Consider the following 24845-nt stretch of genomic DNA (forward strand, 5'->3'; position numbering starts at 1 on the left):
ACCATCGCGAGCACGCCTGGAATGGTGGCATGGCGCTCACGCGCCTTTGCCCACCCTACGTTGCGTGACTTGTGTTAGCCTCCGGTCGTCAGAAAAGACGGGAGGCGAACAATGGCCAAGAAGACGGCATCGAGATCCGCGGCCAAGACCGCGGTGAAGAAGAAATGGACCGGGCTTGGCGCCGACGCCAAAAAGTCATCCGCGCGCAAGACCATCAAGTCCAAGGGCGGCCGCGTCTCGGCGGCGAAGAAGAGCACGCCGAAATCGGCGAGCAAGGCACGACCGAAGCAGCGCGTCGCGATCAGCCATCACCGCGAAGAAGATTTCAAGGCCGACGGCTTGCGCGCCTACGCCAAATACCGCGACCTCGGCATCGCTGCTGCCTCGCATGGCCTCGCGCAGGCGCATGTCATCCGGTTGCAGGGACCGTGCAACCCGGATGAAGTGTCGAAGCTGCACTTCCACGATGTCGACTTCCAGATGGTCTATGTGCTCAAGGGCTGGGTGAAGACCTACATGGAAGGCGAGGGCGAGACGCTGATGCAACAAGGCAGCGCCTGGACCCAGCCGCCACGCATCAAGCATATGATCCTGGACTATTCCGACGACGTCGAACTGCTGGAAGTGATCCTGCCGGCCGAGTTCAAGACGGTGGAGTTGAAGGCGTAGCTCTCGCCGTCGTCATTCCGGGGCGCGCGCAGCGCGAGCCCGGAATCCATCCATCGGCATAACCCGCGGCGCAATGGATTCCGGGCTCTCGCTGCGCGAGCCCCGGAATGACGGGGAGCAAACAACGTCCGCTTCGTAGCCCGGATGTAGCGCAGCGAAATCCGGGGACTCGTCCCCGCAGCGAGACACTCCCGGGGGCACTCACAGCCTCTCGACACTGACCTCCGCCAGCGCCTCGAAGATTGCCGGCGTGCGTTCCAGGCGGGCGATGGTTCGCGCGCCTTCGAGGGCGGCCACCAATGCGGCTGCGGTTGAGGATGCGCGCGCGGCAGTGAAACCGCACCCCCTGAAATGCTCCGCGATGATCGCGGTTGAATCGACAAATCCGCGCGCCACCCGTTTGGTCAGCTCAGGGTCGAGCGCGGGCAGCTCATTCGCCAGATTTTGCATCAGACATCCATACTGGAAATCAGCGGCGACCATTTCGGCAGCGAATGTGCCGAAAATCTCACGAACAAACTTCAGGGCATCGCCCGCCGTGTTCGCCGAGATGTCCCGCAATACGGTCATTCTGCTCGCGACGTAATGATCGATGGCTTCTTCCGCGAGCTGCGCCTTGCCGCGCGGAAAGTGGAAGTAGAACGACCCCTTGGGCGCACCGCTCTCTTCAATGATCTGGGTCAATCCAGTCGCGGTGTAGCCCTGGATGCGAAACAGCCGTTCGGCCGTGGCAATCGCGCGCGCGCGGGCGTCAGTCTTACGTGGCATGCCGCGAAGATAAGCCGTTTCGCTTGACGTCGCTATGGTGACCGCCATACTATGGCGATCACCATAGAAAGCGGCTCGCGATGCTGTTCGACCAAATCCCAAGCCACGAAACGTCCCGACGAGCCGTTTTGGCGATGGGGGCGGCCGGCCTGGTTGCGGCTTCGCTTCGACCGGCCCGCGCAAACCCCATAGGAGGAGCTGACTTGACCCAATCGACCTACGGCGAGGGAACGCTTCCCAAGGGCGTCCGCTCGCGCATGATCCATGGGGTCAATGGCCTCGATGTCCATCTTCTCGAGGCCGGTTACGAAAGCCCCGGCCGGCCGCTCGCGCTGCTCCTGCACGGCTTTCCGGATTTGGCTTACGGCTGGCGGCACCTGATCCCGATTCTGGCTGATGCCGGCTACCACGTCGTGGCGCCCGACCAGCGCGGTTTCGGCCGCACCACCGGCTGGGTGAACGGCTGTGACGCCCCGCTCGGGCCGTTCAGCCTCTTGAACATGACGCGTGACGCCCTCGGATTGGTTTCGGCGTTGGGATATCGGCGTACGGCAATGCTCGTCGGGCACGACTTCGGCTCGCCCGTGGCGGCCTATTGTGCGCTCGCCCGACCTGACGTCTTTCCCTCGGTGGTGCTGATGAGCGCACCGTTCCCCGGTCCGCCGGCGTTTCCGTTCGACATTGCGGACAGCGCGCCATCGGCCGTTCAACCGAACACTGCAAATCAAAAGCTGGCGGCCGCGCTCGCGGCGCTCGATCCGCCGAGACAGCATTATCAGCAATATCTGAGCACGCGGCAGGCCAATGATGACATGTGGCACCCGCCTCAAGGTCTACACGCGTTTCTTCGTGCATTCTTCCACGTCAAGAGCGCTGACTGGCCGGGAAACAAGCCGCATCCGTTGAAGGCGCCAACCGCCACTGAACTTGCACAGATGCCGACCTATTATGTGATGGATCTCGGCAAGACGATGTCCCGGACCGTCGCTCCATTCCAACCTTCGGCTGCCGAGGTCTCGGCCTGCAAATGGCTTACCGAGCCGGAGCTTGGCGTGTACGCCGAGGAGTACGGCCGCACCGGGTTTCAAGGCGCCCTGATGGCCTATCGTGTCTTTTCCGATCCTGACCTGAACGCTGAGTTGCGCCTGTTTTCGGGCAAGACGATCGATGTCCCGTCGCTGTTCATCGGCGGGACGAGCGATTGGGGCACCTACGCGGCGCCGGGAGCGCTCGATCTGATGAAGACCAAGGCGACGACGCGGATGGGTGGCATCGAACTGATCGACGGCGCCGGTCACTGGATCCAGCAGGAGCAGCCGGATCGGCTCGGCGCGCGCCTGCTCGCCTTCATCAAGGAGGCGGGTGGAGCGGATCACGCCAGCCGTTAGTGTCGTAGCCCGGATGGAGCGCAGCGAAATCCGGGACTCGCGCTCACGACTCGCACGGCCCGGATTGCGCGGAGCCTGTCATCGGGCGCGCGTTCGTGCGACCCGTTGGCTCCGTCCGGGCTACCGCCTACGTCATCGCCCCCACGATCGCGCCCATCAGGCAGGTCGTCAGCGTGCCCGAGACGATCGACTTCAGCCCGAGCGCATTGATCTCGTCGCGCCGTCCGGGCTCCATGATGCCGAGGCCGCCGATCATGATGCCGAGACTCGCGAAGTTCGCAAAGCCGCACATCGCATAGAGCATGATCAGCCGCGAGCGCGGATCGAGCGCGTCGGGGCCGAGCTTCGACAGATCGACATAGGCGATCAGCTCGTTCAGCACGGTCTTGGTGCCCATCAGGCTTCCCGCCGTGATCGCCTGCGGCCACGGCAGGCCCATCAGCCAGCACACCGGCGCCATCACGTAGCCGAGCAGTCGCTGCAACGAGATTTTCGCGCCGCCGATTTCCGGCAGCAGGCCGATGATCTTGTTGGCGAGATAGACCAGCGCGACCAGCACCAGCAGCATCGCGATGATGTTCATCAGCAGCTCGAGCCCGGCGGCCGTGCCTTTCACGATCGCGTCCATCGTCGAGGACACCTGGACATCGGGATCGTCGAGCGACCCGCCGGTGCGCTTGTCCGTCGTCTCCGGCACCATGATCAGGCTGACCAGGATGGCGGCCGGCGCGCCGAGCACCGAGGCGATGACGAAATGCGCGGCGGCATCGGGGATCAGCGGCGCCAGCAGCGTGGCGTACAGCACCAGCACCGTGCCGGCGATCCCGGCCATGCCGCCGGTCATCACCAGAAACAATTCGCTGCGGCTGAGCTGCGCCAGATAGGGCCGGATGAACAGCGGGGCTTCTACCATGCCGAGGAAGATATTGGCCGCGGTCGAGAGCCCGACCGCGCCGCCGACGCCGAGCGTGCGCTCCAGGATCCAGGCCATGCCGCGCACCACCGGCGGCAGCACCCGCCAATAGAACAGCAGCGTGGTCAGCACGCTCATGACCAGCACGATCGGCAGCGCCTGGAAGGCGAGGATGAAATCCGAGCCGGGCTCCTTGGGGTCGAACGGCGCCGGGCCGCCGCCGACATAGCCGAACACGAAGGCGGTGCCGGCGCGCGTCGCCGCGGCAATGGTGCCGACCGCATCGTTGATCGCGCCGAACGCCTGCGTCACCAGCGGCACCTTGATCAGCACCAGTGCGGTGACGATGGTGACGAGAAGCCCGATCGCCGCCTGCCGCAGCGATACCATCCCGCGATTCTCGCTCAACGCCCAGGCGATCACGAGCAACGCCACTACGCCGAACGCCGATTGCAACTGCAGCATCACGCCCCCAAGAACCCGCGCGCGATTATGGGCAGGGGCTTCGCGCAGCGCAATGCTGTTGCGCGTTCTCGTTCCCGCCATTGACAAGTTGCAGGCGCTCGGCCACGCAATCATCCATGTCCTCCGCCACGCCGGCCGGCGCCCGCGATCTGCTCGGCCACAGAGCTTTCCTGTTCTTCCTGTCGTCGCGCAGCCTGTCACGCTTCTCCAGCCAGATCGGCGCGGTGGCGATCGGCTGGCAGATCTATGATCTGACCGGCAGCGCGTTCGACCTCGGCATGGTCGGCCTGGTGCAGTTCCTGCCGACGGCGCTGCTGGTGTTCGTCGCCGGTCACGCCGCCGACCGCTTCGAGCGCAAGCGCGTGGTGCAGGCCTGCCAGGTCGCGGAGGCGCTGACCGCGTTGTTTCTCGCCGGAAGCACATTTGCCGGCACCATCTCCGAGATCCAGATCTTCGTTGCAACCTTCGTGCTCGGCATCGCCGGCGCGTTCGAGAGCCCGGCGACCGCCGCGCTGCTGCCTTTGATCGCGCCGCAGGGCTCGTTGCAGCGGGCGACCGCGATCTCGAGCGGCGCAGCCCAGGTCGCGACCATCACCGGCCCTGCGCTCGGCGGCTTCGCCTATGCGCTGATGCCGAGCGCGCCCTACGGCATCATGATGCTGTTCTGGCTGTTCGGCGCGCTGCTCACGAGCGGCATCGGCCGCTTGCAGCAGGCACCGGTGAAGAACGGCGGATCGTCGGACGATCTGTTTGCCGGCGTCAGCTTCGTGCGCAGCAATCCGGCGATCCTCGGCACCATCTCGCTCGATCTGTTCGCCGTGCTGTTCGGCGGCGTCACCGCGCTGCTGCCGATCTATGCCCGCGACATCCTGCAGGCTGGCCCACTCGGGCTCGGCATCCTGCGCGCCGCGCCCGCGGTCGGCGCGCTCTTGATGACGATGGTGCTGGCGCGGCACACCATCAACCGCCGCGTCGGATTACGCATGTTCCAGGCGGTAATCGTGTTCGGCGTCGCCACCGTGGTGTTCGCGCTGTCGCACTGGATGTGGCTGTCGGCGCTGGCGCTCGCGGTGCTCGGCGCTGCCGACACGATCAGCGTCGTGATCCGCTTCTCGCTGGTGCAGCTCGCCACCCCCGACGAGATGCGCGGCCGCGTCGGCGCGGTCAATTTCCTGTTCATCAACGCCTCGAACCAGCTCGGTCAATTCGAGAGCGGCGTCACCGCCGCTTTGCTCGGCGCCGTGCCCTCGGCGGTGCTCGGCGGCGTTGCGACGGTCGCAGTGGCGCTGCTCTGGATGAAGCTGTTCCCGACGCTGCGGGATGTCGAGAAGCTGGAGTAGGGCGCCTTACCTCGCCCAGCAGACGCACGATTTCGGAATAATGGAAAAATACTGCTGAGTTGCCCGACGTGTCAAGGGGCCTTGTCGGGCGCCGGCAGCCGCCGGCTCCTTTGCATGGGGTTGTTTTCCATGTTTTGACCGCGCGCCTGTGGAGAAGGTGGAGTAGGGGAGAGCTCTCGCCACCCGTCATTGCGAGGCGCGAAGCGACGAAGCAATCCATCTATCCCCGAGAGGATCGATGGATTGCTTCGCGGAGCCTGTCATCGGGCGTGCGTACGCGCGACCCGTTGGCTCGCAATGACGGAGTGGCGGTGGCTTAGCCCCGGCCGACGAACGGCATCTTGGTCGCCATCACCGTCATGAACAGCACGTTGGCGTCGAGCGGCAGGCCGGCCATGTAGGCGACGGCATCGCCGACCGCCTTCGCGTCCATGCGCGGCTCCTGCTTGGTGGTGCCGTCCGGCTGCAGCACGCCGGGACCGTTGACCATGCGATCGGTCATCGGGGTCGCGGCGTTGCCGATATCGATCTGGCCGACCGCGATGTCGTACATCCGGCCGTCGAGGTTGGAGGCCCTGGTCAGGCCGGTGATGGCGTGCTTGGTCGAGGTGTAGGCCGCCGAGAACGGCCGCGGCGCATGCGCCGAGATCGAGCCGTTGTTGATGATGCGGCCGCCGCGCGGGGTCTGGTCCTTCATGATGCGGAAGGCATGCTGGGTGCACAGGAACGGCGCGGTGAGGTTGGTGTTGACCACGGCCTGCCACTGCTCGAGCGGCAGGTCTTCGAAATGCACCGGCGGCGCGCCCATGCCGGCATTGTTGAACAGCACGTCGAGCCGGCCGTAGGTCGCCTTCACCTTGTCGAACAGGGCTGCGATCGCGGCCGGATTGGCCATGTCGGCGGTGACGCACAGGCTCTTGCCGGCGGGGCCGAGCTTGGCGGTCTCCTCCAGCATCTCCAGGCGGCGCCCGACCAGCACCACCGTGTAGTCCTTGTCCATCAGAGCGAGCGACGCGGCGCGGCCGACGCCGGTGCCGGCGCCTGTCACGAGCGCGATCTTGCGGGTTGCCTCAGTCATCTCCGAGTTTCCTCTTACTTGGTTTTTGCTTCGGTTTCGTTCTTGTAGGGCGGGCGTGGAATGTTCTGGTGCGCGGCGCGCAGCGCTGCCGACCAGCGCGAGCGCAGATCGTGGAAATAGGGCTCGCCGGCCTCGATGCGATGGTTGAGGTCGGCGACGCAGGCGTCAGTGCGCACCACCAGCACATCGATCGGCAGGCCGACGCCCAGATTCGACCGCATCGTCGAATCCATCGAGATCAGTCCCGTCTTGAGCGCCTCGTAGAGCTCGACGTCGTAATGCATGGCGCGGTCGAGCACCGGCTTGCCGTATTTGTGCTCGCCGATCTGCAAGTAGGGCGTGTCGGTGGTGCATTCGATGAAGTTGCCCGCGGTGTAGACCATGAACAGGCGCATCCGCGAGCCCTGGATCTGACCGCCGAACAGGAACGAGACGTCGAAGGAGATGTCCTCCGAGCGCAGCGCGTCGCCCTCGGTGGCATGCACCGAGCGGATGGCGCGGCCGATTCGTTGCGCCGCCTGGAACATGGTCGGCGCGTTCATCAGGGTCTCGAGTTCGCCGGTGTCCGGATTTTCCATGCCTTCGGTCAGGGTCGACAGCACCGACTGGCTGATCGCCAGATTGCCGGCGCTGGCGATCGCCATGATGCGTTCGCCGGGCTTTTCGAAGATGTGCAGCTTGCGGAAGGTCGAGACGTTGTCGAGGCCGGCATTGGTGCGGGTATCGGCGATCATGACGAGGCCGTCGCGCACCAGAATCCCGCAACAATAGGTCATTTCCAGCCCTCAAACGATCCGAGTTTATCGGCGGGAAACTAGTAGCCAATTTCGAGGATGCATCCAACCCCAATTCCCCGTGACGGGCCGTGACGGGGGATGCGAAGAATAGGTCGAAATCGAAGGAATTTTCGGTTGGGGAGCCGGTCGCCGCAAGGTGCGGCGGCGAAGGGCGTCCGCCGTGCTGCCAGGGCTTCCAATGGGACAGCGAGCGCGTCGGCTCAGAACAGGTCGATGTGATCCATCACGGCATAGATGATCGCGATAACGACCAATACGCCGATCAGGACGATGGAAATCTCGACCGCGATCGCACCGACGCCGAGCGTGGCCGACGTGGCGGCAAGCAGCTTCTCCTCACGGAAGATCAGCGCAAACACGGAGAGGGCGATCGCGAGCAGGCCGAGCGAGATCGCCGCCAGCGAGGATCCGCTGCGCAGGCGGTCTCCGATCGATGTCTCGCGCTGCGGCGCCTGGTACTCGACGCCGTTCCTGTGGGCGAGCAGGCGATCCTTGATCCGGTGCCCGGTGTCGACGACCACCTGGTCGATCGGCGGGGGCGGGTCAAGCAACGGCAGGGCCCAGTGCGGCAGCACCGCCGCGATCAGGGCCAGCAGGCCGACGATGCTGCCGATCATTCCAAGCCGGCGGGATTGTGCAACAGAGCCAGTCATCGGATGAGCCGTGCCATGAGTTGACCATCCATTAGTGGAGGCGGACGCCGGGCAGGTTCATCGCGGACCGGGGCCGTGCGATTACGGGGGCGCGGCGGTCGGTGTGTGCCCTGCGTTGAATGCATCCGGCAATCAGGGGAGATTGCTGTCGTTGCGGCGCGCAAGGCGTTGTGCTCGACTGCTTGGAGCCGACAACAACAAGAAATTCCGGGAGGCGAGAATGTCGCTCAAATTGTCTGCATTTGTCATGGCGTTGGGCATCGCGGCCGCGAGCCCGGCATTGGCGCAGAAGAAGGGCGGTATGCTGCGGCTCTATCACAACGACAATCCGCCCTCGACCTCGCTGCTCGAGGAATCCACCATCGCCTCGGTGATGCCGTTCGCGGCGGTGTTCAACAACCTTGTGGTGTTCGATCCGGCCAGGGTCCACGAGAGCATCGACACCGTGATCCCCGACCTCGCCGAAAGCTGGTCATGGGATTCGAGCAACACAAAGCTCACCTTCAAGCTGCATCACGGCGTGAAGTGGCATGACGACCAGCCGTTCACCGCCAAGGACGTCCAATGCACTTGGCGGATGCTGATCGGCAAGAGCGAGACTCAGGACTTCAAGCGCAATCCGCGCAAGGTCTGGTACTCGAAGCTCAAGGATGTCAGCGTTAACGGAGACGATGAAGCGACCTTCGAACTGACCGAGCCGCAGCCCGGGCTGCTTGCATTGCTCGCCAGCGCCTTCTCGGTGGTCTATCCCTGCCACGTGCCGCAGCAGGTCATGCGCACCAAACCGGTCGGCACCGGGCCGTTCAAATTCGTCGAGTTCCGGCGCGGCGATTCGATCCGTCTCGTCCGCAACCCCGACTACTTCAAGAAGGACCGGCCGTATCTCGACGAGATCACGGTGCGCTCGATCGACAGCCGTGCCACGCGCATGCTGGCGTTCGCGACCGGCGACTATGACATCACCTTTCCGTCCGACGTCAGCATCCCCCTGATGAAGGACGTCAAGGCGCGGGCGCCGAACGCGATCTGCGAGATGACGTCGACCAATCTGCAGATCAATCTGCTGGTCCATCGCGTCAATCCGCCGTTCGACAATCCCGAGATCCGCAAGGCGATGTCGCTGGCTCTCGATCGCAAGGCCTTCAATAGCATTCTGTTCGAGGGCAGCGGGCGGCTCGGCGGGGCGATGCAGGCCAGGCCCGAAGGCGAATGGGGCATGCCGCCGGAGATCCTGTCGACGCTGATGGGCTACGGCCCGGATACCGAGAAGAACCTTGCGGACGCGCAGGCGATCATGCAGAAGGTCGGCTACAGCGACGCCAAGCCGCTGTCGATCAAGATCCAGACCCGCAATCTGCCGACCTATCGCGATCCGGCCGTGATCCTCGCCGACCAGCTCAAGAAGATCTACATCGTCGCCGAGCTCGAATCCTGGACACGCCGCGCTGGTACGCGCGGCTGCAACGCAAGGACTACACGATCGGCCTCAACGTCACCGGCGTCAGCGTCGACGATCCCGACGGCAATCTGGTCGAGAACTATTCCTGCAACTCGGAGCGCAACTACACCCAGTATTGCAATGCCGATGTCGATAAATTGCTGGCCGCACAGTCGCGCGAGGTCGAGAAGGACAAGCGGCGGACCATCGTGTTCGACATCGAGCGCCTGCTGGTCGACGACGCCGCGCGGCCGGTGATCCTGCACTCATCGGCCGGCAATTGCTGGCAGCCTTACGTGAAGAACTTTCACCCACACGACAACAGCCAATACAACAATCTGCGCTTCGAGGATGTCTGGCTGGACAAGTGACCGCGATATGGCGGTCATTCCGGGGCGCGCCTCTTGGCGCGAGCCCGGAATCCATTCTTCGCATAGTGGGTGGCACAATGGATTCCGGGCTCTCGCTTCGCGAGCCCCGGAATGACGGGAAGAGGGGCAGGCAGAGCGTGTCCTAGGTATCCGCCGCATTGACCAGGAACGCCTCGTCCACCGGCACGCCGAGGGCGGTGACCAGCCGGTTGGTCTCGACCGCCATGCCGACGATCGCGAGCATTTCCTGGTACTCGGCCTCGGTCATGCCCTTGGCGCGGGCGGCCGCGGTGTGGGAATGGATGCAGTAGCTGCAGCCATGGGCGATCGATACGGCGACGTACAGCATCTCCTTGACCTTCGGGTCGAGCGCGCCCGGCGCCATCACCTCCTTAATGCTTTCCCAGGTCCGCCGCAGGGTCTTCGGATCATGCGCGAGCGCGCGCCAGAAATTGTTGATGAAGTCCGACTTCCGCGCCGCACGAATGTCGTCGAAGACGGCGCGGGCGTCGGGCGAGAGTTCGTCGTCGGAAAGCAGTCTTACGGTGGCCATGATGTGTCCCCATGGTTCGGTTGAAGCGGCAGCAATCATACCACGCTGCAATTCACCGCCGTCATTCCGGGGCGCGCCTCTTGGCGCGAGCCCGGAATCCATTTCTCCGCACAACCCGCGGCACAATGGATTCCGGGCTCTCGCTATGCGAGCCCCGGAATGACGGGGAAAGATCGGACTACGACTGCGTCTGGCTCTGCCACTGCCCGGGACGTCCGGCCTGGTCGACCTTGACCGCGACCGTCAGCGTCTCGTTGCCGCCGCCATAGCGGGTGCCGCGGACCGGAGCGGCGCCGAGATAGTCGAGGCCGATCGCGACGCGGGCATGGGCGTCGGTGGTGCAGATGCCGTTGGCGGCGTCGAAGCCGACCCAGCCGAGGTCGGGCACGAAGGCCTCCGCCCAGGCATGGCCGGCCTGCTGGTTGACCATGCCGTCGGAGCGCAGGAAGTGGCCGGAGACGAACCGCGCCGGAACGCCGCCGGCGCGCGCGCAGGCGATCAGGATATGCGCGTAGTCCTGGCAGACGCCGCGCTTCAGCGTGAACGCCTCGGAGGCCGAGGTGGCGCTGTTGGTCGGGTCCTCGTCGAAGGTCATGTGCTCGTAGATCTGCGACATCAGCGCGTGCAGGAAGCCGAGCACGTCGTTGCCGGCTTCGGCGCGCAGCTCGCGCACGAAGGCCGTCATCGCCGGGTCGAGGTCGGTCAGCGGCGTGGCGCGCAGGAACAGGCTCGGCGGAAACCGCTCGTCGCTGCCCTTTAGCACGCCGCCGGTGTCCTGGGTCTCGACCAGGCCTTCGCAATGGATGGTGAGGTCGGTGATCGAACCGTGCGTCAGCACGTGGGTGACGTTGCCGAAGGCGTCCTCATGGGTGTCGAGCCGGGAATCGGTCGAGACGTCGATCTGCCAATCCGCGACATACTGGCCGTCATGGCTGCCCGGCGTCATCCGCAGAATCTGGATCACGCCCGAGGCCGCCGGCTCGTAGCGATAGGTGGTGGTATGGGCAATCCGCAGGCGCATGTCGCGTTTCCAGTAGGTCAGATCGGAGCTGGCGGCAACGGTATTTTACCTCTCCCATCGGGAGAGCTCGAAGACAGTGCCCGCGGACGATGCCGGTTTCACGACTTTTACTCTAGATCAGGTACTGCTTGGTGATGATCTCACCCAGCCTTGAGTTATCGGCGATGAATTCCTGGATGAATTCGTGCACGCCGTGCTGGAAGATGTCGTCCATGTGGCTGTGCTCGAGCCGGTTCCTGATGCCGCGGGCGTGGCGCTGGGAAGCGCCCTGGCGGCCATAGGCGACGCCGATCTGGTCCAGATTGCGCACCAGATTGCTGTAGCAGCTGGCGAGCGAGCGCGGCAGCGTGTCGTTGAGGATCAACAGGTCGGCGATCAGCCAGGGCTTCAGGGTTTCCCGATAGACCCAGTGATAGGCCGTTGTGGCCGACACCGAGCGCAGGATCGAGGTCCACTGGTAGTAGTCCAGCGGGCCGCCGACATGCTCCTCCTCGGGCAGTAGCACGTGATACTTCACGTCGAGAATCCGCGCGGTGTTGTCGGCGCGCTCGAGATGCACCCCGAGTCGCGAGAACCAGTAGGCGTCGTTGCGCAGCATGGTGCGGTAGGCCGAGCCGTCGAAGCGCAGCGAGGTCTCCTGCACGAAGCGCAGGAATTTTGCGAGCTCCTCGCGGCTGCCGGTGCCGCCCTTGCTCCAGACCGCCTGCAACTCGATCCACGCCGAGTTGATGGTGTCCCACATTTCCGAGGTCAGCGCGGTTCGCACCGAGCGCGAGTTCAGCCGCGCCGCCTCGATGCAGTTCTTGATCGAGGAGGGGTTCTCCGACGAGAAGGACAGATATTCGACGACGTTCTGCTGGTTGGCCTCCTGGTAGTGATCGTAGAAGCTCGGACCGACGCCGGCGGTGAGCAGCGCGGAATCCCACTCATTGGTCTTGCCGACATAGGCCGCGGGCAGCGCGGTGACGCGCAGCGTGGCGTCGATCGTGCGCGCGAGATATTCGGCGCGTTCGACGTAACGGGCCAGCCAGAACAGGTTTTCAGCGGTGCGCGACAGCATCCAGAATTCCTCACAAAACGCGACTCATTTCGAGTTCACCTCCCCCTGAAAGGTAGGGGAATCGCATATGGCGCTAGCGGGGTGTTGCCAAGCGATTGGAACTGGATTCTTTGGGTGTCTCTCGATTCCCGAGGGAGCCCTGAATGCGCAAGCTCAAGCGCCTGTTTCGACCGCTCAAGGACCCGCGCGCTAGCAACACCCGACATGATCTGGTGGAGATCCTCGTCATCGCCTTGGCGGCGACGCTGGCTGGCGCCAAGACCTGCACCGAGTTCGAGTTCTTTGGCCAAGGCCGCGAGGAGCTGTTGCGGCGCTTCCTGAAGCTCGAGCACGGCATCCCGAGCCACGATACGTTCAGCAATGTCTTCCGTGCTCTGGACCCGAAGGGGCTTGAAGCGGTTTTGCGCAAGTTCAGCAAGAGCTTCGGCGTCAAAGGGGTGGTCAGCATTGACGGCAAGGCGCTGCGCGGAGCCTACACACGAGGTCGGCAGGCCACGCCGCTGCATATGGTCAATGTCTGGGCCGCAGGCACTCGCATGGCGCTGGCTCAGAGAAAGGCTCCCAACCGCAACGAGGTTGCCGGGGCTCTCGAAGTCCTCGCCCTGCTCGATCTGGATGGGGCTCTTGTCACCGCCGATGCCTTGCATTGCCGGCCTGACACCGCGCAGGCCATCCGCGACCGAAAGGGGCACTACGTGTTGGCCATCAAGAGCAATCGTGGCCGGCTGTTCAAGGCCGCCAAGACGCTGGTCGACACAGCCCGAAAGCCCGCGCGAGCGAGTCAACGAAGAGCCACCGCCCACGGCCGCGTCGAGCGCCGACAGGCCCTCGTCGCGCCGGCGCCTCGGTTGGCGAAACAATACGGCTTCCCCGCCATCGCCGCAGTCGGTCGCATCGACAGTTGGCGCGCCAACTCTGGCAAGGCTGTCAAACACACGGTCCGATACTTCCTGGCATCGCGCCTGCTGTCGGCCAAAAAGCTGCTCGAGGCCGTGCGCGCTCATTGGAGCATCGAGAACAACCTGCACTGGGTCCTCGACGTTCTGTTCGACGAGGATGCCTGCCGCAGCCGCAAGGATCACGCTGCGGAAAATCTTGCTCTTATCCGCAAGCTGGCCATCAATGCTCTGCAGGCAACACCCGGCCCCGCGCGCATCAGCCACAAAATGCTCCAAGCCAGGTGGAACAACGACTTCCTTCTCTCGACCCTCGGCCATATGCGATAGCCCTACCCTGAAAGGGGGAGGTCGGCGCGCAGCGCCGGGTGGGGGTCTTCTCTCCGCTCGGCGCAAGTGGCCGACCCCCATCCCGACCTTCCCCCTTTCAGGGGGAAGGAGGCCTTGCGCGTCATGCTGCGACAAAAATCACTCACTCAGTATCCAGGTGTCCTTGGTGCCGCCGCCCTGGCTCGAATTGACCACCAGCGAGCCTTCCTTCAGGGCGACGCGGGTCAAGCCGCCGGGCACGATGGTGGTCTGGCTGGAGCCGGTCAGCACGAACGGGCGGAGGTCGACATGGCGCGGTGCCAGGCCCTTCTCGGTGCAGGTCGGGCAGGTCGAGAGCGCCAGCGTCGGCTGGGCGATGAAACCTTCCGGCTCGCGCTTCAGCTTGTCGCGGAACGCCTCGATGGTGGCCTTGGTGGCGGCAGGGCCAATCAGCATGCCGTAGCCGCCCGAGCCATGCACCTCCTTGACGACAAGGTCGGCGAGGTTGTCGAGCACGTAGGACAAATCCTGCGCCTCGCGGCAGCGCCAGGTCTGCACGTTCTTCAGGATCGGTTCCTCGCCGAGGTAGAACTTCACGATGTCGGGCATGTAGGAGTAGATCGCCTTGTCGTCGGCGATGCCAGTGCCGACCGCGTTGGCGAGCGTGATGTTGCCGGCCGCATAGGCCGACATCAGCCCGGGAACGCCGAGCGCGGAGTCCGGACGGAAGGTGAGGGGATCGAGGAAATCGTCGTCGACGCGGCGGTAGATCACGTCGACCCGCTTCAGCCCCTCGGTGGTGCGCATGAACACCTCGTCGTTCTTGACGATGAGGTCGCGCCCCTCGACCAGTTCGATGCCGAGCTTGTCGGCCAGGAACGAGTGCTCGTAATAGGCCGAGTTGTAGACGCCGGGCGTCATCAGCGCGACCGTCGGTTCGGCCGCGGCGCTGTGCGGCGCCACCGAGCGCAGCGCCGACAACAGCTCGTCCGGATAGCGCTCGACTGGAGCTACGCGGTGCCGCGCGAACAGGTCCGGAAACAGCCGCATCATGATCTCGCGGTTTTCCAGCATGTAGGACACGCCCGACGGCGTGCGCGCATTGTCCTCCAGCACAATGAAATTGTCCGGATCGGTGCGGATGATGTCGATGCCGGCGATATGAACGTAGATGTCGTGCGGCACGTCCTGCCCGTTCATCTCCGGTCGGAATACCGGGTTTTGGAAGATCAGGTCTTCGGGGATGACGTTGGCGCGCAGGATGTCGCGGCCGTGATAGATGTCCCTGAGGAACATGTTGAGCGCGAGCACGCGCTGCTTCAGGCCCTTCTCCAGCAGCGTCCACTCGGTCGCGGAGATGATGCGCGGGATGACGTCGAACGGGATCAGCCGCTCCTGGGCCTCTGAATCGCCATAGACCGCGAAAGTGATGCCGATCCGGCGGAACAGCAGCTCCGCTTCCTGGCGTCGATATTCGAGCGCATCCGGCGGCGTCTCTTTGAGCCAGCGGGAGAGCTCCTGGTAGGCCGGGCGAAGGTCCTCGCCAAGGCCATTCATCTCATCGAACGCGACTGCCATATATCCTGACTGCCCTCCCAAGCCATGTGACACAGTGCATGACTTGATGGGATGGTAGCAAGGGGCGGGCCAGCGCGATATGCATTGGCGTGTGGCATTTGCTAAGGGTGAGGTGCAAGGCCTGCCCGAAAAACTGGCTGAGGTCTGCTTAATTCGGCGGCAAAACCTCGTGACATCAAGGCATTGGATCGGCAATGTCAGGGGATCAAGTTAGGGAATGAGACCATGAGCGAGATCGTCACGGCGGGTATATTGGTGATCGGAGACGAGATCCTGTCCGGCCGGACCAAGGACAAGAATATTGGCTTCATCGCCGAATACCTGACCAATATCGGCATCGACCTGAAAGAGGTCCGCATCGTCGCCGACGACGAGGCCGACATCGTCTCCGCCCTTGATGCGCTGCGACATAGGTACACCTACGTGTTCACGACCGGCGGCATCGGGCCGACCCATGACGACATCACCGCCGACAGCGTGGCGAAGGCGTTCGGGGTCGATATCCACCATCACCCCGAGGTGGTGGCGCGGTTCAGGGAGCGCTGGAGCGAACAGGACCTCAACGAGGCGCGGCTGCGGATGGCCCGTGTGCCCGATGGCGCCGAGCTGATCCAGAGCGCGACTATCCTGGCGCCGGGCTTCAAGCTCGGCAATGTCATCGTGATGGCCGGCATCCCCTCCATCATGCAGGCGATGATGGATATCGTGGCGCCGACCCTGAAATCCGGCGTGCGGATGCTGTCGGATTCGGTCCGCGCCGACGCGCGGGAAGGCGATATCGGCGGCCCGCTGCGGGCGATCGCGGAGGCCAATCCCGACACCATCATCGGCAGCTATCCGTTCCAGGACGAGAACCAGAAGCCGAACACCAATCTGGTGGTCCGCTCGCGCGATCCGGAGAAGCTCGCGACTGCAATGGCCGCGGTGAAGGAGATGCTGAAGCAAGTGCAGGCCGCGCAGAAGAAGCCGGCGGGGTGAACGATATGGTCGAGCGAAATTCTGAATCAAGTGCGCAGGACCGGGCCGGCAGGCCCTTCCCGGTCTCGTGGGATCAATTCCACCGGGACTGCCGGGCGCTGACTTGGCGTCTGAACGAAGTGGGCCCGTTCCATGCGGTGATCGCGATCACCCGCGGCGGGCTGGTGCCAGCCGCGATCGTGGCGCGCGAGCTCGGCCTGCGGGTGATCGATACCGTCTGCATCGCCAGCTATGACCATGACAAGCAGGGCGACCTGAAGGTGCTCAAGGGCATTTCGGAGCAGACCGCCAAGCTCGGCAGCGGCACCGGCAAGGGGTTGCTGATCGTCGACGACCTGGTCGACACCGGCAAGACCGGCAAGATGGTGCGCGAGATGCTGCCCGACGCGCATTTTGCCACCGTCTACGCCAAGCCGAAGGGGCGGCCGCTGGTTGACACCTACATCACCGAGGTGTCGCAGGACACCTGGATCTACTTTCCGTGGGATACTGCGCTGTCGTTTCAGCCGCCGATCAGGGATGGGGCGGCGTGACACGCGAGTCATTCCGGGGCGATGCAAAGCATCGAACCCGGAATCTCGAGATTCCGGGTCTGGTCCTTCGGACCATCCCGGAATGACGGTGATGGACATCGGACACGCGCCATGCCCCTACAGAACCGCGTCACTCCGACAGGCGACATCGTCGCGTCAGAGCATCGCGGCACCTTCACCGGCAACCGCGGCATCATCCATAATCCCGCGACGCGGACGCTGCTGAACAAACGTTGGTCGTCGCCGGCCTGGCTCACCTGCGTCTGCGCGTTCAGGGGCCGGCGACGTAAGGTAATGAGCCGGCAGAGCTGGACCGAGCTGTTCTTCCTCGATGAAGCCACCGCGTTCGCGGCTGGGCACCGGCCCTGCTTCTACTGCCGCCGCGACGACGCCAACCGGTTTCGCGCGGCCTGGGAGAAGGGCAACGACGTCAGCGATCTCAGCGCCAAGGCGATGGATGCGGTGCTGCATGCCGAGCGGCTCGACCGCGGCAGGAAGCGGCTGCACCCGCTGCCGCTGCCACTCGCCGAGCTTCCCGATGGCACGATGGCCCAGGCCGATGGCGAGAGCTTTCTCGTTACGGCCGGCACCACGCTGCGCTGGTCCTTTGCCGGTTACGAGCGCGCAGAGGTCGCAGGCGCGGCGATGCTGCTGACGCCGCCGTCGACCGTCCGTGCATTTCAGTCCGGCTATCGGCCGGTGCTGCATCCGAGCGCGGCGGCTTCGCTTGCCTGAGCGCCGGCGCTGTGCTTACGCCAGCCGCTGCCGCGCCAGCTTCGCGCCCGCGCCGAGCGCAATCAGCTTGGCTTCGGCGATATCCCGCCGCATCGGCGCCATGCCGCAATTGGTGGTGGCGATGATGTTGGCCTTCGGCACGTGCTTGGCGACCGCCTCGATCACCTTGACGACGTCGTCCGCCGTCTCGACCTCGTCGCTGGCGACGTCGATCACGCCGGCCTGCACGATCTTGCCGGGAAGGGCGGCGAGCAGTTCGATCGGCACTTTCGAGTTGCGGCATTCGATCGCGACCTGCTGGATCGTGCTCTTGTCGATCACCGGGAACGTCTCTTCATATTGCCGCCACTCGCCGCCGAGCGTCTGCTTCCAGTCGGTGTTGGCCTTGATGCCGTAGCCGTAGCAGATGTGCACGGCGGTGGCGCAGGTCAGCCCCTCGGCGGCGCGCTCCAGCGCCTTGATGCCCCAGTCGCGCACCTCGTCCATGTAGACGTTGAACGCAGGCTCGTCGAACTGGATCATGTCGACGCCGTCAGCCTGCAACGCTTTTGCCTCTTGGTTCAACAGCTCGGCAAAGGCGAAAGCCATTTTCACCCGGTCGCCGTAATATTGGTCGGCGATGGTATCGATGATTGTCATGGGACCTGGCAGGGTGAACTTCAGCCTGTTCCTGGTGTGGGCGCGCGCTGTACGCGCTTCGCTTACATGGACGCGGCCCTTGAGCTGCAGCGGTGCGACCACTTGCGGCACCATCGCTTTGTAGCGGTCCTTGCGGATGCCCATCTCGACCTTGTGGGCGAAATCGATGCCCTCGATCCGCTCCAGAAAGCCGTGCACGAAATGCTGGCGCGCCTGCTCGCCCTCGGTGACGATGTCGATGCCGGCATCCTCCTGCAGCTTGACCGCAAGCACGGTGGCGTCGCGCTTGGCGCGGGCGAGCTCAGCGCCCTCCGACTTCCACGGTGCCCACAGCATGTTCGGCTCGGCGAGCCATTCCGGCTTCGGCAGCGAGCCTGCGATCGTGGTTGGAAAAAGCATGGGTGCCTCCCGACGGGTTCTGATTGAGCGTCTGTGTGCCATGTCCTAAGGTGGAGGTACAGAACAACAAAAGTCTTTGTGATGGGGAAGTGGACGCCGATGATCGACCTGCACTACGCGCCGACGCCGAACGGCTGGAAGATCTCGATCATGCTGGAGGAACTGGGGCTGCCGTACACGGTGATCCCGGTGAACATCCGCGCCGGCGAGCAGTTTCAGCCCGAATTCCTGGCGATCAGCCCGAACAACCGCATCCCCGCGATCGTCGACCATCAGCCGGCCGACGGCGGCGGGCCGTTCTCGGTGTTCGAGACCGGCGCGATCCTGATCTATCTCGCCGACAAGACCGGTCGTTTCCTGTCCAGGGAGCTGCGTGCGCGGTCGAACGTCATCCAATGGGTGATGTGGCAGATGGGCGGCCTCGGCCCGATGCTGGGCCAGCACGGCCATTTCGCGCTCTATGCGGCCGAGAAGATTCCCTATGCGATCGAGCGCTACCGCGACGAGACGGCGCGGCTCTATGGCGTGCTCGACCGCCAGCTCGGCAAGACCGGCGCCTATATCGCAGGCCCCGACTATTCGATCGCCGACATCGCCTGCTTCCCCTGGACCATGACCCACAAGGCGCAGGGCTTCACCCTCGACGATTTCCCGAACATCAAGCGCTGGTACGCCACCGTCCGCGCCCGGCCGCAGGTGCAGGCAGGGCTTGCGATCGGAAAATTCGTCAAGGAGCCGGTCGACGAGGAATCCCGCAAGAACATGTTCGGCCAGCGTGCGAAGGAGTTGGTCGAGAAGAAATAGTTGAGTGTCATTCCGGGGCGCGCCTTTTGGCGCGAGCCCGGAATCCATTCGACCACACATTCCGTGGATAAGTGGATTCCGGGCTCGCGACTTCGTCGCGCCCCGGAATGACGAGATTAAAAATGAAACCAAAGGGAAACGCCATGATCGAATTCTTCTTCGACTGTTCCAGCCCGTGGACTTACCTCGCCTGGCACAACATCCAGCCGCTGGCGAAGGAGTTCGATACTCCGATCACCTGGCGGCCGATCCTGGTCGGCGGCATCTTCAACACCGTCAATCCGTCGGTCTACGCGCAGCGCGAGAAGCCGGTGCCGCTGAAGGCGCGCTACATGAAGAAGGATCTTGCCGACTGGGCGCGCTCGGCCGGGCTTGCGATCAAGATGCCGCCGACTGTGTTTCCGGTGAACAGCGTCAAGGCGATGCGCGGCTGCATCCTTCTCGGCAACGAGAAGATGGTGCCGTTCGCGCGCGCGGTGTTCGAGGCCTATTGGGGCGATGACAAGGACATCTCGCAGGATGCTGTGCTGAGCGAGATCTGCACCAAGCTCGGGATCGACCCGGCGCAGTTCTTCGCCGGCATCAGCGATCAGGCGATCAAGGACCAGCTTAAGGCCAACACGGAGGAGGTGATGGCGCGCGGTGGATTCGGCTCGCCGACGATCTATCTCGACAAGACCGATATGTATTTCGGCAATGACCGCCTGCCGCTGATCCGCGAGGCGCTCGCCCGTCTCAAGGCGCGGGCTGCCTGATGCCGAAAGCCGTTGTCTGCCGTGAGCTCGGCCCGCCCGAGCGTCTTCAGCTCGAGAATTTTGCCTCGGTGCCGTTGCAGCCGGGACAGGTCCGCGTTGCGATCCGCGCCGCGGGAATCAACTTCCCCGATATCCTGATGGCCGCCGGCGAGTACCAGCTCAAGCCGCCGCTGCCGTTCACCCCGGGCTCGGAAGCCGCCGGCGATGTCGTCGAGGTCAATGGCGCATCCGGTGTCGCGGTCGGCGACAAGGTGATCGTCAAGATGCGCTTCGGCGCCTATTGCGACGAAACGGTCGCGGTGCCGTCGCAGCTCGTGCCGGTGCCGTCGACCTTCGACTATGCGGAAGGCGCGACCTTCCTTGCCGCGCACGGCACCGCGTATCATGCGTTGATCGACCGCGGGCAGATCAAGCCGGGCGAGGTCTTGCTGGTGCATGGCGCCGGCGGCGGCGTCGGACTTGCCGCGGTCGAGATCGGCAAGCTGCTCGGCGCCACGGTGATCGCGGCGGCGTCATCCGAGGAGAAGCTTGCGATCGCGAAACAACGAGGTGCGGATCATCTCGTGCTTTATGCGACCGAGCCGTTCCGTGACGCCGTCAAGCGTCTCACCGACGACCGCGGCGCCGACGTCGTGTTCGATCCGGTCGGCGGCGAGGTGTTCGAGAATTCGATGCGTTGCATCAACTGGGGCGCGCGGATTCTCGTCGTCGGTTTCACCGGCGGCATCGGTCTCGCGCGCACCAATCTGCTGATGATCAAGGGTGCGAGCGTGCTCGGCGTCCGCGCCGGCGAGGCGGTGCGCAAGGACCCCGCGCTCGGCGAGGTCAGGTTCAAGGCGCTGAGCGATTGGGCCGAGGCGGGCCGGGTGCGGCCGAATATCTCACACCGGCTGCCGCTGGAGGATTACGCGAAGGCGATGCGGCTCTTGATCGAGCGCAAGGCGATCGGGCGGGTGGCTTTGATCATGTAGCGGTGCGCAGGGCGGATTAGTAATCCGCCCTGCCGTTTTGCGACTTCGCTCACTTATAGTCGCGCTCTTGCCACCACGGGAAATAGTCGGGCATGTCCGACGAGACCTTGTTCTTGAATTGCGCCGGACGCTTTTCCAGGAACGACACCACGCCTTCCTTGACGTCCTCGGAGCGGCCGCGGGCATAGATGCCGCGGCTGTCGACCTTGTGCGCTTCCATCGGATCGTCGGCGCCGAGCATGCGCCACATCATCTGGCGGATCAGCGCCACCGACACCGGCGCGGTCTTGGCCGCGAATTCCCTGGCGAGCGCGCGCGCGGTCGGCAGCAGCTCGTCCGGCGGCACCACCTTGCTGACCAGCCGGCCGGCGAGCGCTTCCTGCGCCGGGAACACGCGGCCGGAATAGCACCACTCCAGCGCCTGCGAGATGCCGACGATGCGCGGCAGGAACCAGCTCGAAGCGGCCTCCGGAACGATGCCGCGCTGGGAGAACACGAAGCCGAAGCGCGCGGCTTCGGAGGCAATGCGGATGTCCATCGCAAGCTGCATGGTGACGCCGATGCCGACCGCCGGACCGTTCACCGCGGCGATGACAGGCTTCAGGCACTTGAAGATGCGCAGCGTCACCTGGCCGCCGCCGTCGCGGACCTGCGGATCGCTGTAGTCGACGCTGCCGTCGGCATTGCGCTTGACCGGGCCGCGCCGTGCATCGCGGTCGAACGTGTTGGCGCCGGAGGAGAGATCGGCACCGGCGCAGAAGCCGCGGCCTTCGCCGGTCACGATGATCGCTCTGACGTCGTCATCCTTGTCGGCCTTGTCGAACGCGTCGATCAGCTCCTGCTGCATCGTGGCGTTGAAGGCGTTGAGCTTGTCGGGCCGGTTCAGCGTGATGGTCAGGATCTGCTCGGCGACCTCGTACTTGATCGTCTCATACGCCATGGGGATGATTCCCTTCCTGTGTGTTATCTTCTTAGATTTTTCTAGCACGTCATTCCCCGGTGCGCGATTGCGCACCTGAGGGCGCGCGAAACGCGAGCCCGGAATCCATTCATCCGCAGGTTACGCGGACAAATGGATTCCGGGCCTGACCCTTCGGGTCATCCTCAGGTGCGCAATTGCGCACCGGGGAATGTCGAGTGGAGGTATTTTACTTCTTCGGTGGCGTCGGCCACGGCCTCTGCGGGCCCCGCAGGCCTTCGAACGCCTTGCCCATGCCGAGCACGCCGATGTCGTCGAAGCGGCGGCCGATGATCTGGACACCGATCGGAAAGCCCTTCTTGTCGTAGCCCGCGTTGATCGACAGCGCCGGATTCTCCGACATATTCCACGGCACGGTAAAGCAGATGTGCTCGAACGGCTTTGCGTGGTCGTTGAGCGGTGCGGCGAACTCCGCCGGGAAATTCACCACCGGCGACACCGGCGAGATCACATAGTCGACCTCGCAGAACAGTTTTGCGGCGGCCGCGCGGATTGCCATCGTCTGGTTGAAGCCGCGCACCACATCGACGCCGGAGAGTTTTGCGCCGGCCTCGGCCCAGTTGAGGATGTAGGGCAGCGTCTTGCCGCGCTCGGCCTCGGACAGTTTCGACAGCTCGTCCCAGGTTCGCGCACGCCAGAAATTGTCGAGCCCGTCGAGCATCTCGGGCGTCAGGATGCCGCCGATCTCGGTGATCACGGCGCCGGCGGATTCGAACGCCTTCGCCGCCTCGACCACGACCTCGCGGACTTCCTTCTCGACCTTCTGGCCTGATCCGGCATCGAGCATCAGCCCGATGCGCAGCTTGCGTGGCGACTTTTCCAGCGCCTTCCAGTTCACTTCCAGTGCCGGCAGGCTCATGCCGTCGCGGCGATCAGGGCGCGACAGCACGCTCATCATCAGCGCGGCGTCGTCGACGGTGCGGGTCATCGGGCCGGCGACGCGGCCGACATAGGGCGGATCGATCGGCACGCGGCCAAGGCTCGGCTTCAGCGCGACGAGGCCGCACCAGGAGGCCGGCAGCCGCACCGAGCCGCCGATATCGGTGCCGAGATGCAAGGGACCATAGCCGGCGGCACCGGCCGCGCCCGCGCCCGAGCTTGAGCCGCCAGGGTTCTTGCTGACATCCCAGGGATTGCGGGTGAGGGGATGGAACGAGGAAAGGCCAGACGACAGCATGCCGTAATCCGGCATCGTGGTCTTGGAGAAGATCACGCAGCCGGCTTCGCGCAACCGCGCCGCGGGCGGCGCATCCTTTTCCGCAGGCGTGAGCTTGACGCTGGCGGCGCCGAGCGGGGTCGGCTGGCCCTTGGTCGCGACGTTGTCCTTGATGGTGACCGGTACGCCATCGAGCGTGCCGGTCGGCTCGCTCTGCTGCCAGCGCTCGGTCGCGGCCTTGGCGACCTTGCGCGCGCCGTCCGGGTCGTACAGATACAGTGCTTTGATGTGCGGCTCCCAGGTCGCGACCTGGGAGATGATTTCCTCCAGCACCTCGGAGGGCGAGAACTGCTTGGCACGATAGCCGGCGAGCAGGTCGACGGCGGAGAGATCGTGCAGCGATGTGATGGCGTCCGCTTTCGGCTTATGCATGCGCGCCTACCGGCATGCGTTTCTCGATGATGCGGGCGAACATGCTGGCGCCGATCGGCAGGATCTTGTCGTCGAGAACGTAACCGGGATTGTGTACGGGCACTGAACCATCGTGGCCGACCCAGAAATACGCGCCGGGGACGGCCTGCATCATGTCTGCGAAATCCTCGCTGCCCATCTTGGGCGTCGAGCGGGTGATCACCTTGGCCGGATCGACCACAGTTCGCGCGACGTCCTCGACCACGCGGGACTGCTCTTCCTGGTTGACCAGCACGCTGAAGCCGTCGCGGATCTCGACCGAGATCTCGGCGCCATACGCGGCGGCAAAGCCGGCGGCGATCTCGCGCATGCGCTTGCGGATCAGCGCGCGGATCTCCTCCGAGAAGCAGCGCACCGTGCCGCACATCCAGGCGTCCCCGGGGATGACGTTGTAGGCCGAACCGGAATGGATCTGGGTGATCGACAGCACCGCTGCCTGCAGCGGATCGACGTTGCGGCTGACGATCGACTGCAGCGCCTGTCCGAGCGTCATGGCGATCACCACCGCGTCCTTGGAGCGCTCCGGCATCGCGCCATGGGCGCCATAGCCCTGGATCCTGATGTCGAAGAAGTCGGCTGCGGCCATTGCCGGGCCCGGCAGGATCGCGATCTCGCCATGGTTGAGGTCGGGCGCGTTGTGCAGGCCATAGACCTCGTCGCAGGGGAACTGCTTGAACAGGCCGTCCTTGATCATGGCGCGCGCGCCGCCGAGGCCTTCCTCGGCCGGCTGGAAGATGAAATGCACGGTGCCGTCGAAATTGCGGGTTTCGGCGAGATAGCGCGCCGAGCCGAGCAGCATCGTGGTGTGGCCGTCATGGCCGCAGCCATGGAAGCGGCCGGGAATGGTCGAACGCCACTTCAGATTGGTGTTCTCCTCCATCGGCAGCGCGTCCATGTCGGCGCGCAGGCCGATCTTCTTGGTGCCGTTGCCCTTGCCCTTGAGCACGCCGACCACGCCGGTGCCGCCGAGGCCGCGATGCACCTCGATGCCCCAGCTCGTCAGCTTGTCGGCGACGATGCCTGAGGTCCGCACCTCCTCGAAGCCGATCTCGGGATGCGCATGCAGATCCCGTCTGATGGCGGTGAGTTCGTCGGCAAAACTGTCGATGCGCTCAATGGTCGGCATGG

General features: G+C 64.5%; 25 protein-coding genes. 12 read left to right on the forward strand and 13 right to left on the reverse strand.

What is annotated here, in order from left to right; translation table 11 throughout:
- Window positions 1–111: 111 nt before the first annotated feature.
- Window positions 112–669 (forward strand): cupin domain-containing protein, encoded by a 558-nt coding sequence (locus ACVIW0_RS14430; protein ID WP_461352940.1) that lies wholly within the window; start codon window positions 112–114, stop codon window positions 667–669.
- A 201-nt stretch (window positions 670–870) separates the two neighbouring features.
- On the opposite strand, the gene ACVIW0_RS14435 is transcribed toward ACVIW0_RS14430, so the two are convergent.
- Window positions 871–1437 (reverse strand): TetR/AcrR family transcriptional regulator, encoded by a 567-nt coding sequence (locus tag ACVIW0_RS14435; RefSeq protein WP_461357327.1) that lies wholly within the window; start codon window positions 1435–1437, stop codon window positions 871–873.
- A gap of 257 nt (window positions 1438–1694) precedes the next feature.
- Between ACVIW0_RS14435 and ACVIW0_RS14440 the strand changes: the two genes are divergently transcribed.
- Complete coding sequence (locus ACVIW0_RS14440) at window positions 1695–2825, forward strand: alpha/beta fold hydrolase (RefSeq protein WP_461357328.1); 1131 nt, start codon at window positions 1695–1697, stop codon at window positions 2823–2825.
- Window positions 2826–2952: 127 nt separating this feature from the next.
- Here the strand turns inward: ACVIW0_RS14440 and ACVIW0_RS14445 are convergent, their stop codons facing one another.
- Window positions 2953–4203: a NupC/NupG family nucleoside CNT transporter gene (locus ACVIW0_RS14445; protein ID WP_461352941.1), complete on the reverse strand. Its 1251-nt coding sequence runs from the start codon at window positions 4201–4203 to the stop codon at window positions 2953–2955.
- A gap of 116 nt (window positions 4204–4319) precedes the next feature.
- Between ACVIW0_RS14445 and ACVIW0_RS14450 the strand changes: the two genes are divergently transcribed.
- A complete protein-coding gene (locus tag ACVIW0_RS14450) occupies window positions 4320–5543 on the forward strand; it encodes an MFS transporter (RefSeq protein WP_461352942.1) in 1224 nt (407 codons plus the stop codon).
- Window positions 5544–5859: 316 nt separating this feature from the next.
- Here the strand turns inward: ACVIW0_RS14450 and ACVIW0_RS14455 are convergent, their stop codons facing one another.
- From ACVIW0_RS14455 to ACVIW0_RS14465, 3 genes are all read right to left on the reverse strand, one after another.
- On the reverse strand, window positions 5860–6621 hold the full coding sequence (locus ACVIW0_RS14455; protein WP_461352943.1) for an SDR family oxidoreductase: 762 nt from the start codon (window positions 6619–6621) through the stop codon (window positions 5860–5862).
- Between the two features lie 14 nt (window positions 6622–6635).
- Window positions 6636–7397, reverse strand: coding sequence for a peptidase (locus ACVIW0_RS14460; RefSeq protein WP_461352944.1), 762 nt, complete (start codon window positions 7395–7397; stop codon window positions 6636–6638).
- Window positions 7398–7618: 221 nt separating this feature from the next.
- Window positions 7619–8071 (reverse strand): hypothetical protein, encoded by a 453-nt coding sequence (locus tag ACVIW0_RS14465; protein ID WP_461352945.1) that lies wholly within the window; start codon window positions 8069–8071, stop codon window positions 7619–7621.
- Between the two features lie 220 nt (window positions 8072–8291).
- On the opposite strand from ACVIW0_RS14465, the gene ACVIW0_RS14470 reads away from it, so the two are divergent.
- Both ACVIW0_RS14470 and ACVIW0_RS14475 read left to right on the forward strand, forming a co-directional pair.
- Window positions 8292–9767: an ABC transporter substrate-binding protein gene (locus tag ACVIW0_RS14470; protein WP_461352946.1), complete on the forward strand. Its 1476-nt coding sequence runs from the start codon at window positions 8292–8294 to the stop codon at window positions 9765–9767.
- Window positions 9719–9880 carry a hypothetical protein gene (locus ACVIW0_RS14475; RefSeq protein ID WP_461352947.1) on the forward strand — a complete coding sequence of 54 codons (162 nt, stop codon included), beginning with the start codon at window positions 9719–9721 and terminating at the stop codon, window positions 9878–9880. The genes ACVIW0_RS14470 and ACVIW0_RS14475 overlap by 49 nt, the downstream gene beginning before the upstream one ends.
- A 142-nt stretch (window positions 9881–10022) precedes the next feature.
- Here the strand turns inward: ACVIW0_RS14475 and ACVIW0_RS14480 are convergent, their stop codons facing one another.
- The 3 genes from ACVIW0_RS14480 to ACVIW0_RS14490 form a co-directional block, all read right to left on the reverse strand.
- Window positions 10023–10433, reverse strand: coding sequence for a carboxymuconolactone decarboxylase family protein (locus ACVIW0_RS14480; protein ID WP_461352948.1), 411 nt, complete (start codon window positions 10431–10433; stop codon window positions 10023–10025).
- Window positions 10434–10611: 178 nt separating this feature from the next.
- Window positions 10612–11454, reverse strand: a complete 843-nt coding sequence (locus tag ACVIW0_RS14485; RefSeq protein WP_461352949.1) for a transglutaminase family protein — start codon at window positions 11452–11454, stop codon at window positions 10612–10614.
- Between the two features lie 112 nt (window positions 11455–11566).
- Complete coding sequence (locus ACVIW0_RS14490) at window positions 11567–12514, reverse strand: alpha-E domain-containing protein (RefSeq protein WP_461352950.1); 948 nt, start codon at window positions 12512–12514, stop codon at window positions 11567–11569.
- A gap of 143 nt (window positions 12515–12657) precedes the next feature.
- On the opposite strand from ACVIW0_RS14490, the gene ACVIW0_RS14495 reads away from it, so the two are divergent.
- The gene (locus ACVIW0_RS14495; RefSeq protein WP_461352951.1) at window positions 12658–13740 is read left to right on the forward strand and encodes an ISAs1 family transposase; all 1083 of its coding nucleotides are present in this window, start codon (window positions 12658–12660) and stop codon (window positions 13738–13740) included.
- Window positions 13741–13878: 138 nt separating this feature from the next.
- Here the strand turns inward: ACVIW0_RS14495 and ACVIW0_RS14500 are convergent, their stop codons facing one another.
- Window positions 13879–15297 (reverse strand): circularly permuted type 2 ATP-grasp protein, encoded by a 1419-nt coding sequence (locus ACVIW0_RS14500; RefSeq protein WP_461352952.1) that lies wholly within the window; start codon window positions 15295–15297, stop codon window positions 13879–13881.
- 225 nt (window positions 15298–15522) lie between these two features.
- Between ACVIW0_RS14500 and ACVIW0_RS14505 the strand changes: the two genes are divergently transcribed.
- The 3 genes from ACVIW0_RS14505 to ACVIW0_RS14515 all read left to right on the forward strand — a co-directional run bounded on the left by ACVIW0_RS14505 (window position 15523) and on the right by ACVIW0_RS14515 (window position 17543).
- Window positions 15523–16275 (forward strand): competence/damage-inducible protein A, encoded by a 753-nt coding sequence (locus ACVIW0_RS14505; RefSeq protein ID WP_461352953.1) that lies wholly within the window; start codon window positions 15523–15525, stop codon window positions 16273–16275.
- A gap of 5 nt (window positions 16276–16280) precedes the next feature.
- The gene (gene gpt / locus ACVIW0_RS14510; RefSeq protein WP_461352954.1) at window positions 16281–16808 is read left to right on the forward strand and encodes a xanthine phosphoribosyltransferase; all 528 of its coding nucleotides are present in this window, start codon (window positions 16281–16283) and stop codon (window positions 16806–16808) included.
- 111 nt (window positions 16809–16919) lie between these two features.
- The gene (locus tag ACVIW0_RS14515; RefSeq protein WP_461352955.1) at window positions 16920–17543 is read left to right on the forward strand and encodes a hypothetical protein; all 624 of its coding nucleotides are present in this window, start codon (window positions 16920–16922) and stop codon (window positions 17541–17543) included.
- Window positions 17544–17558: 15 nt separating this feature from the next.
- Here the strand turns inward: ACVIW0_RS14515 and ACVIW0_RS14520 are convergent, their stop codons facing one another.
- A complete protein-coding gene (locus ACVIW0_RS14520) occupies window positions 17559–18581 on the reverse strand; it encodes a methionine synthase (protein WP_461352956.1) in 1023 nt (340 codons plus the stop codon).
- Between the two features lie 99 nt (window positions 18582–18680).
- On the opposite strand from ACVIW0_RS14520, the gene ACVIW0_RS14525 reads away from it, so the two are divergent.
- The 3 genes from ACVIW0_RS14525 (at window position 18681) to ACVIW0_RS14535 (ending at window position 21111) form a co-directional block, all read left to right on the forward strand.
- Complete coding sequence (locus ACVIW0_RS14525; protein ID WP_461357329.1) at window positions 18681–19385, forward strand: glutathione binding-like protein; 705 nt, start codon at window positions 18681–18683, stop codon at window positions 19383–19385.
- A gap of 143 nt (window positions 19386–19528) precedes the next feature.
- On the forward strand, window positions 19529–20140 hold the full coding sequence (locus ACVIW0_RS14530) for a DsbA family protein (RefSeq protein ID WP_461357330.1): 612 nt from the start codon (window positions 19529–19531) through the stop codon (window positions 20138–20140).
- Entirely contained in the window at window positions 20140–21111 is a 972-nt protein-coding gene (locus tag ACVIW0_RS14535; RefSeq protein ID WP_461352957.1) for an NADPH:quinone oxidoreductase family protein, read from the forward strand. The genes ACVIW0_RS14530 and ACVIW0_RS14535 overlap by 1 nt, the downstream gene beginning before the upstream one ends.
- 49 nt (window positions 21112–21160) lie before the next feature.
- On the opposite strand, the gene ACVIW0_RS14540 is transcribed toward ACVIW0_RS14535, so the two are convergent.
- The 3 genes from ACVIW0_RS14540 to ACVIW0_RS14550 form a co-directional block, all read right to left on the reverse strand.
- On the reverse strand, window positions 21161–22051 hold the full coding sequence (locus ACVIW0_RS14540; RefSeq protein WP_461352958.1) for a crotonase/enoyl-CoA hydratase family protein: 891 nt from the start codon (window positions 22049–22051) through the stop codon (window positions 21161–21163).
- Window positions 22052–22259: 208 nt separating this feature from the next.
- Window positions 22260–23678: an amidase gene (locus ACVIW0_RS14545; RefSeq protein WP_461352959.1), complete on the reverse strand. Its 1419-nt coding sequence runs from the start codon at window positions 23676–23678 to the stop codon at window positions 22260–22262.
- Window positions 23671–24843 (reverse strand): M20 aminoacylase family protein, encoded by a 1173-nt coding sequence (locus tag ACVIW0_RS14550; RefSeq protein ID WP_461352960.1) that lies wholly within the window; start codon window positions 24841–24843, stop codon window positions 23671–23673. Before ACVIW0_RS14550 ends, ACVIW0_RS14545 begins: the two co-directional genes overlap by 8 nt.
- Window positions 24844–24845: the final 2 nt, after the last annotated feature.

Source organism: Bradyrhizobium sp. USDA 4454 (assembly GCF_054822705.1).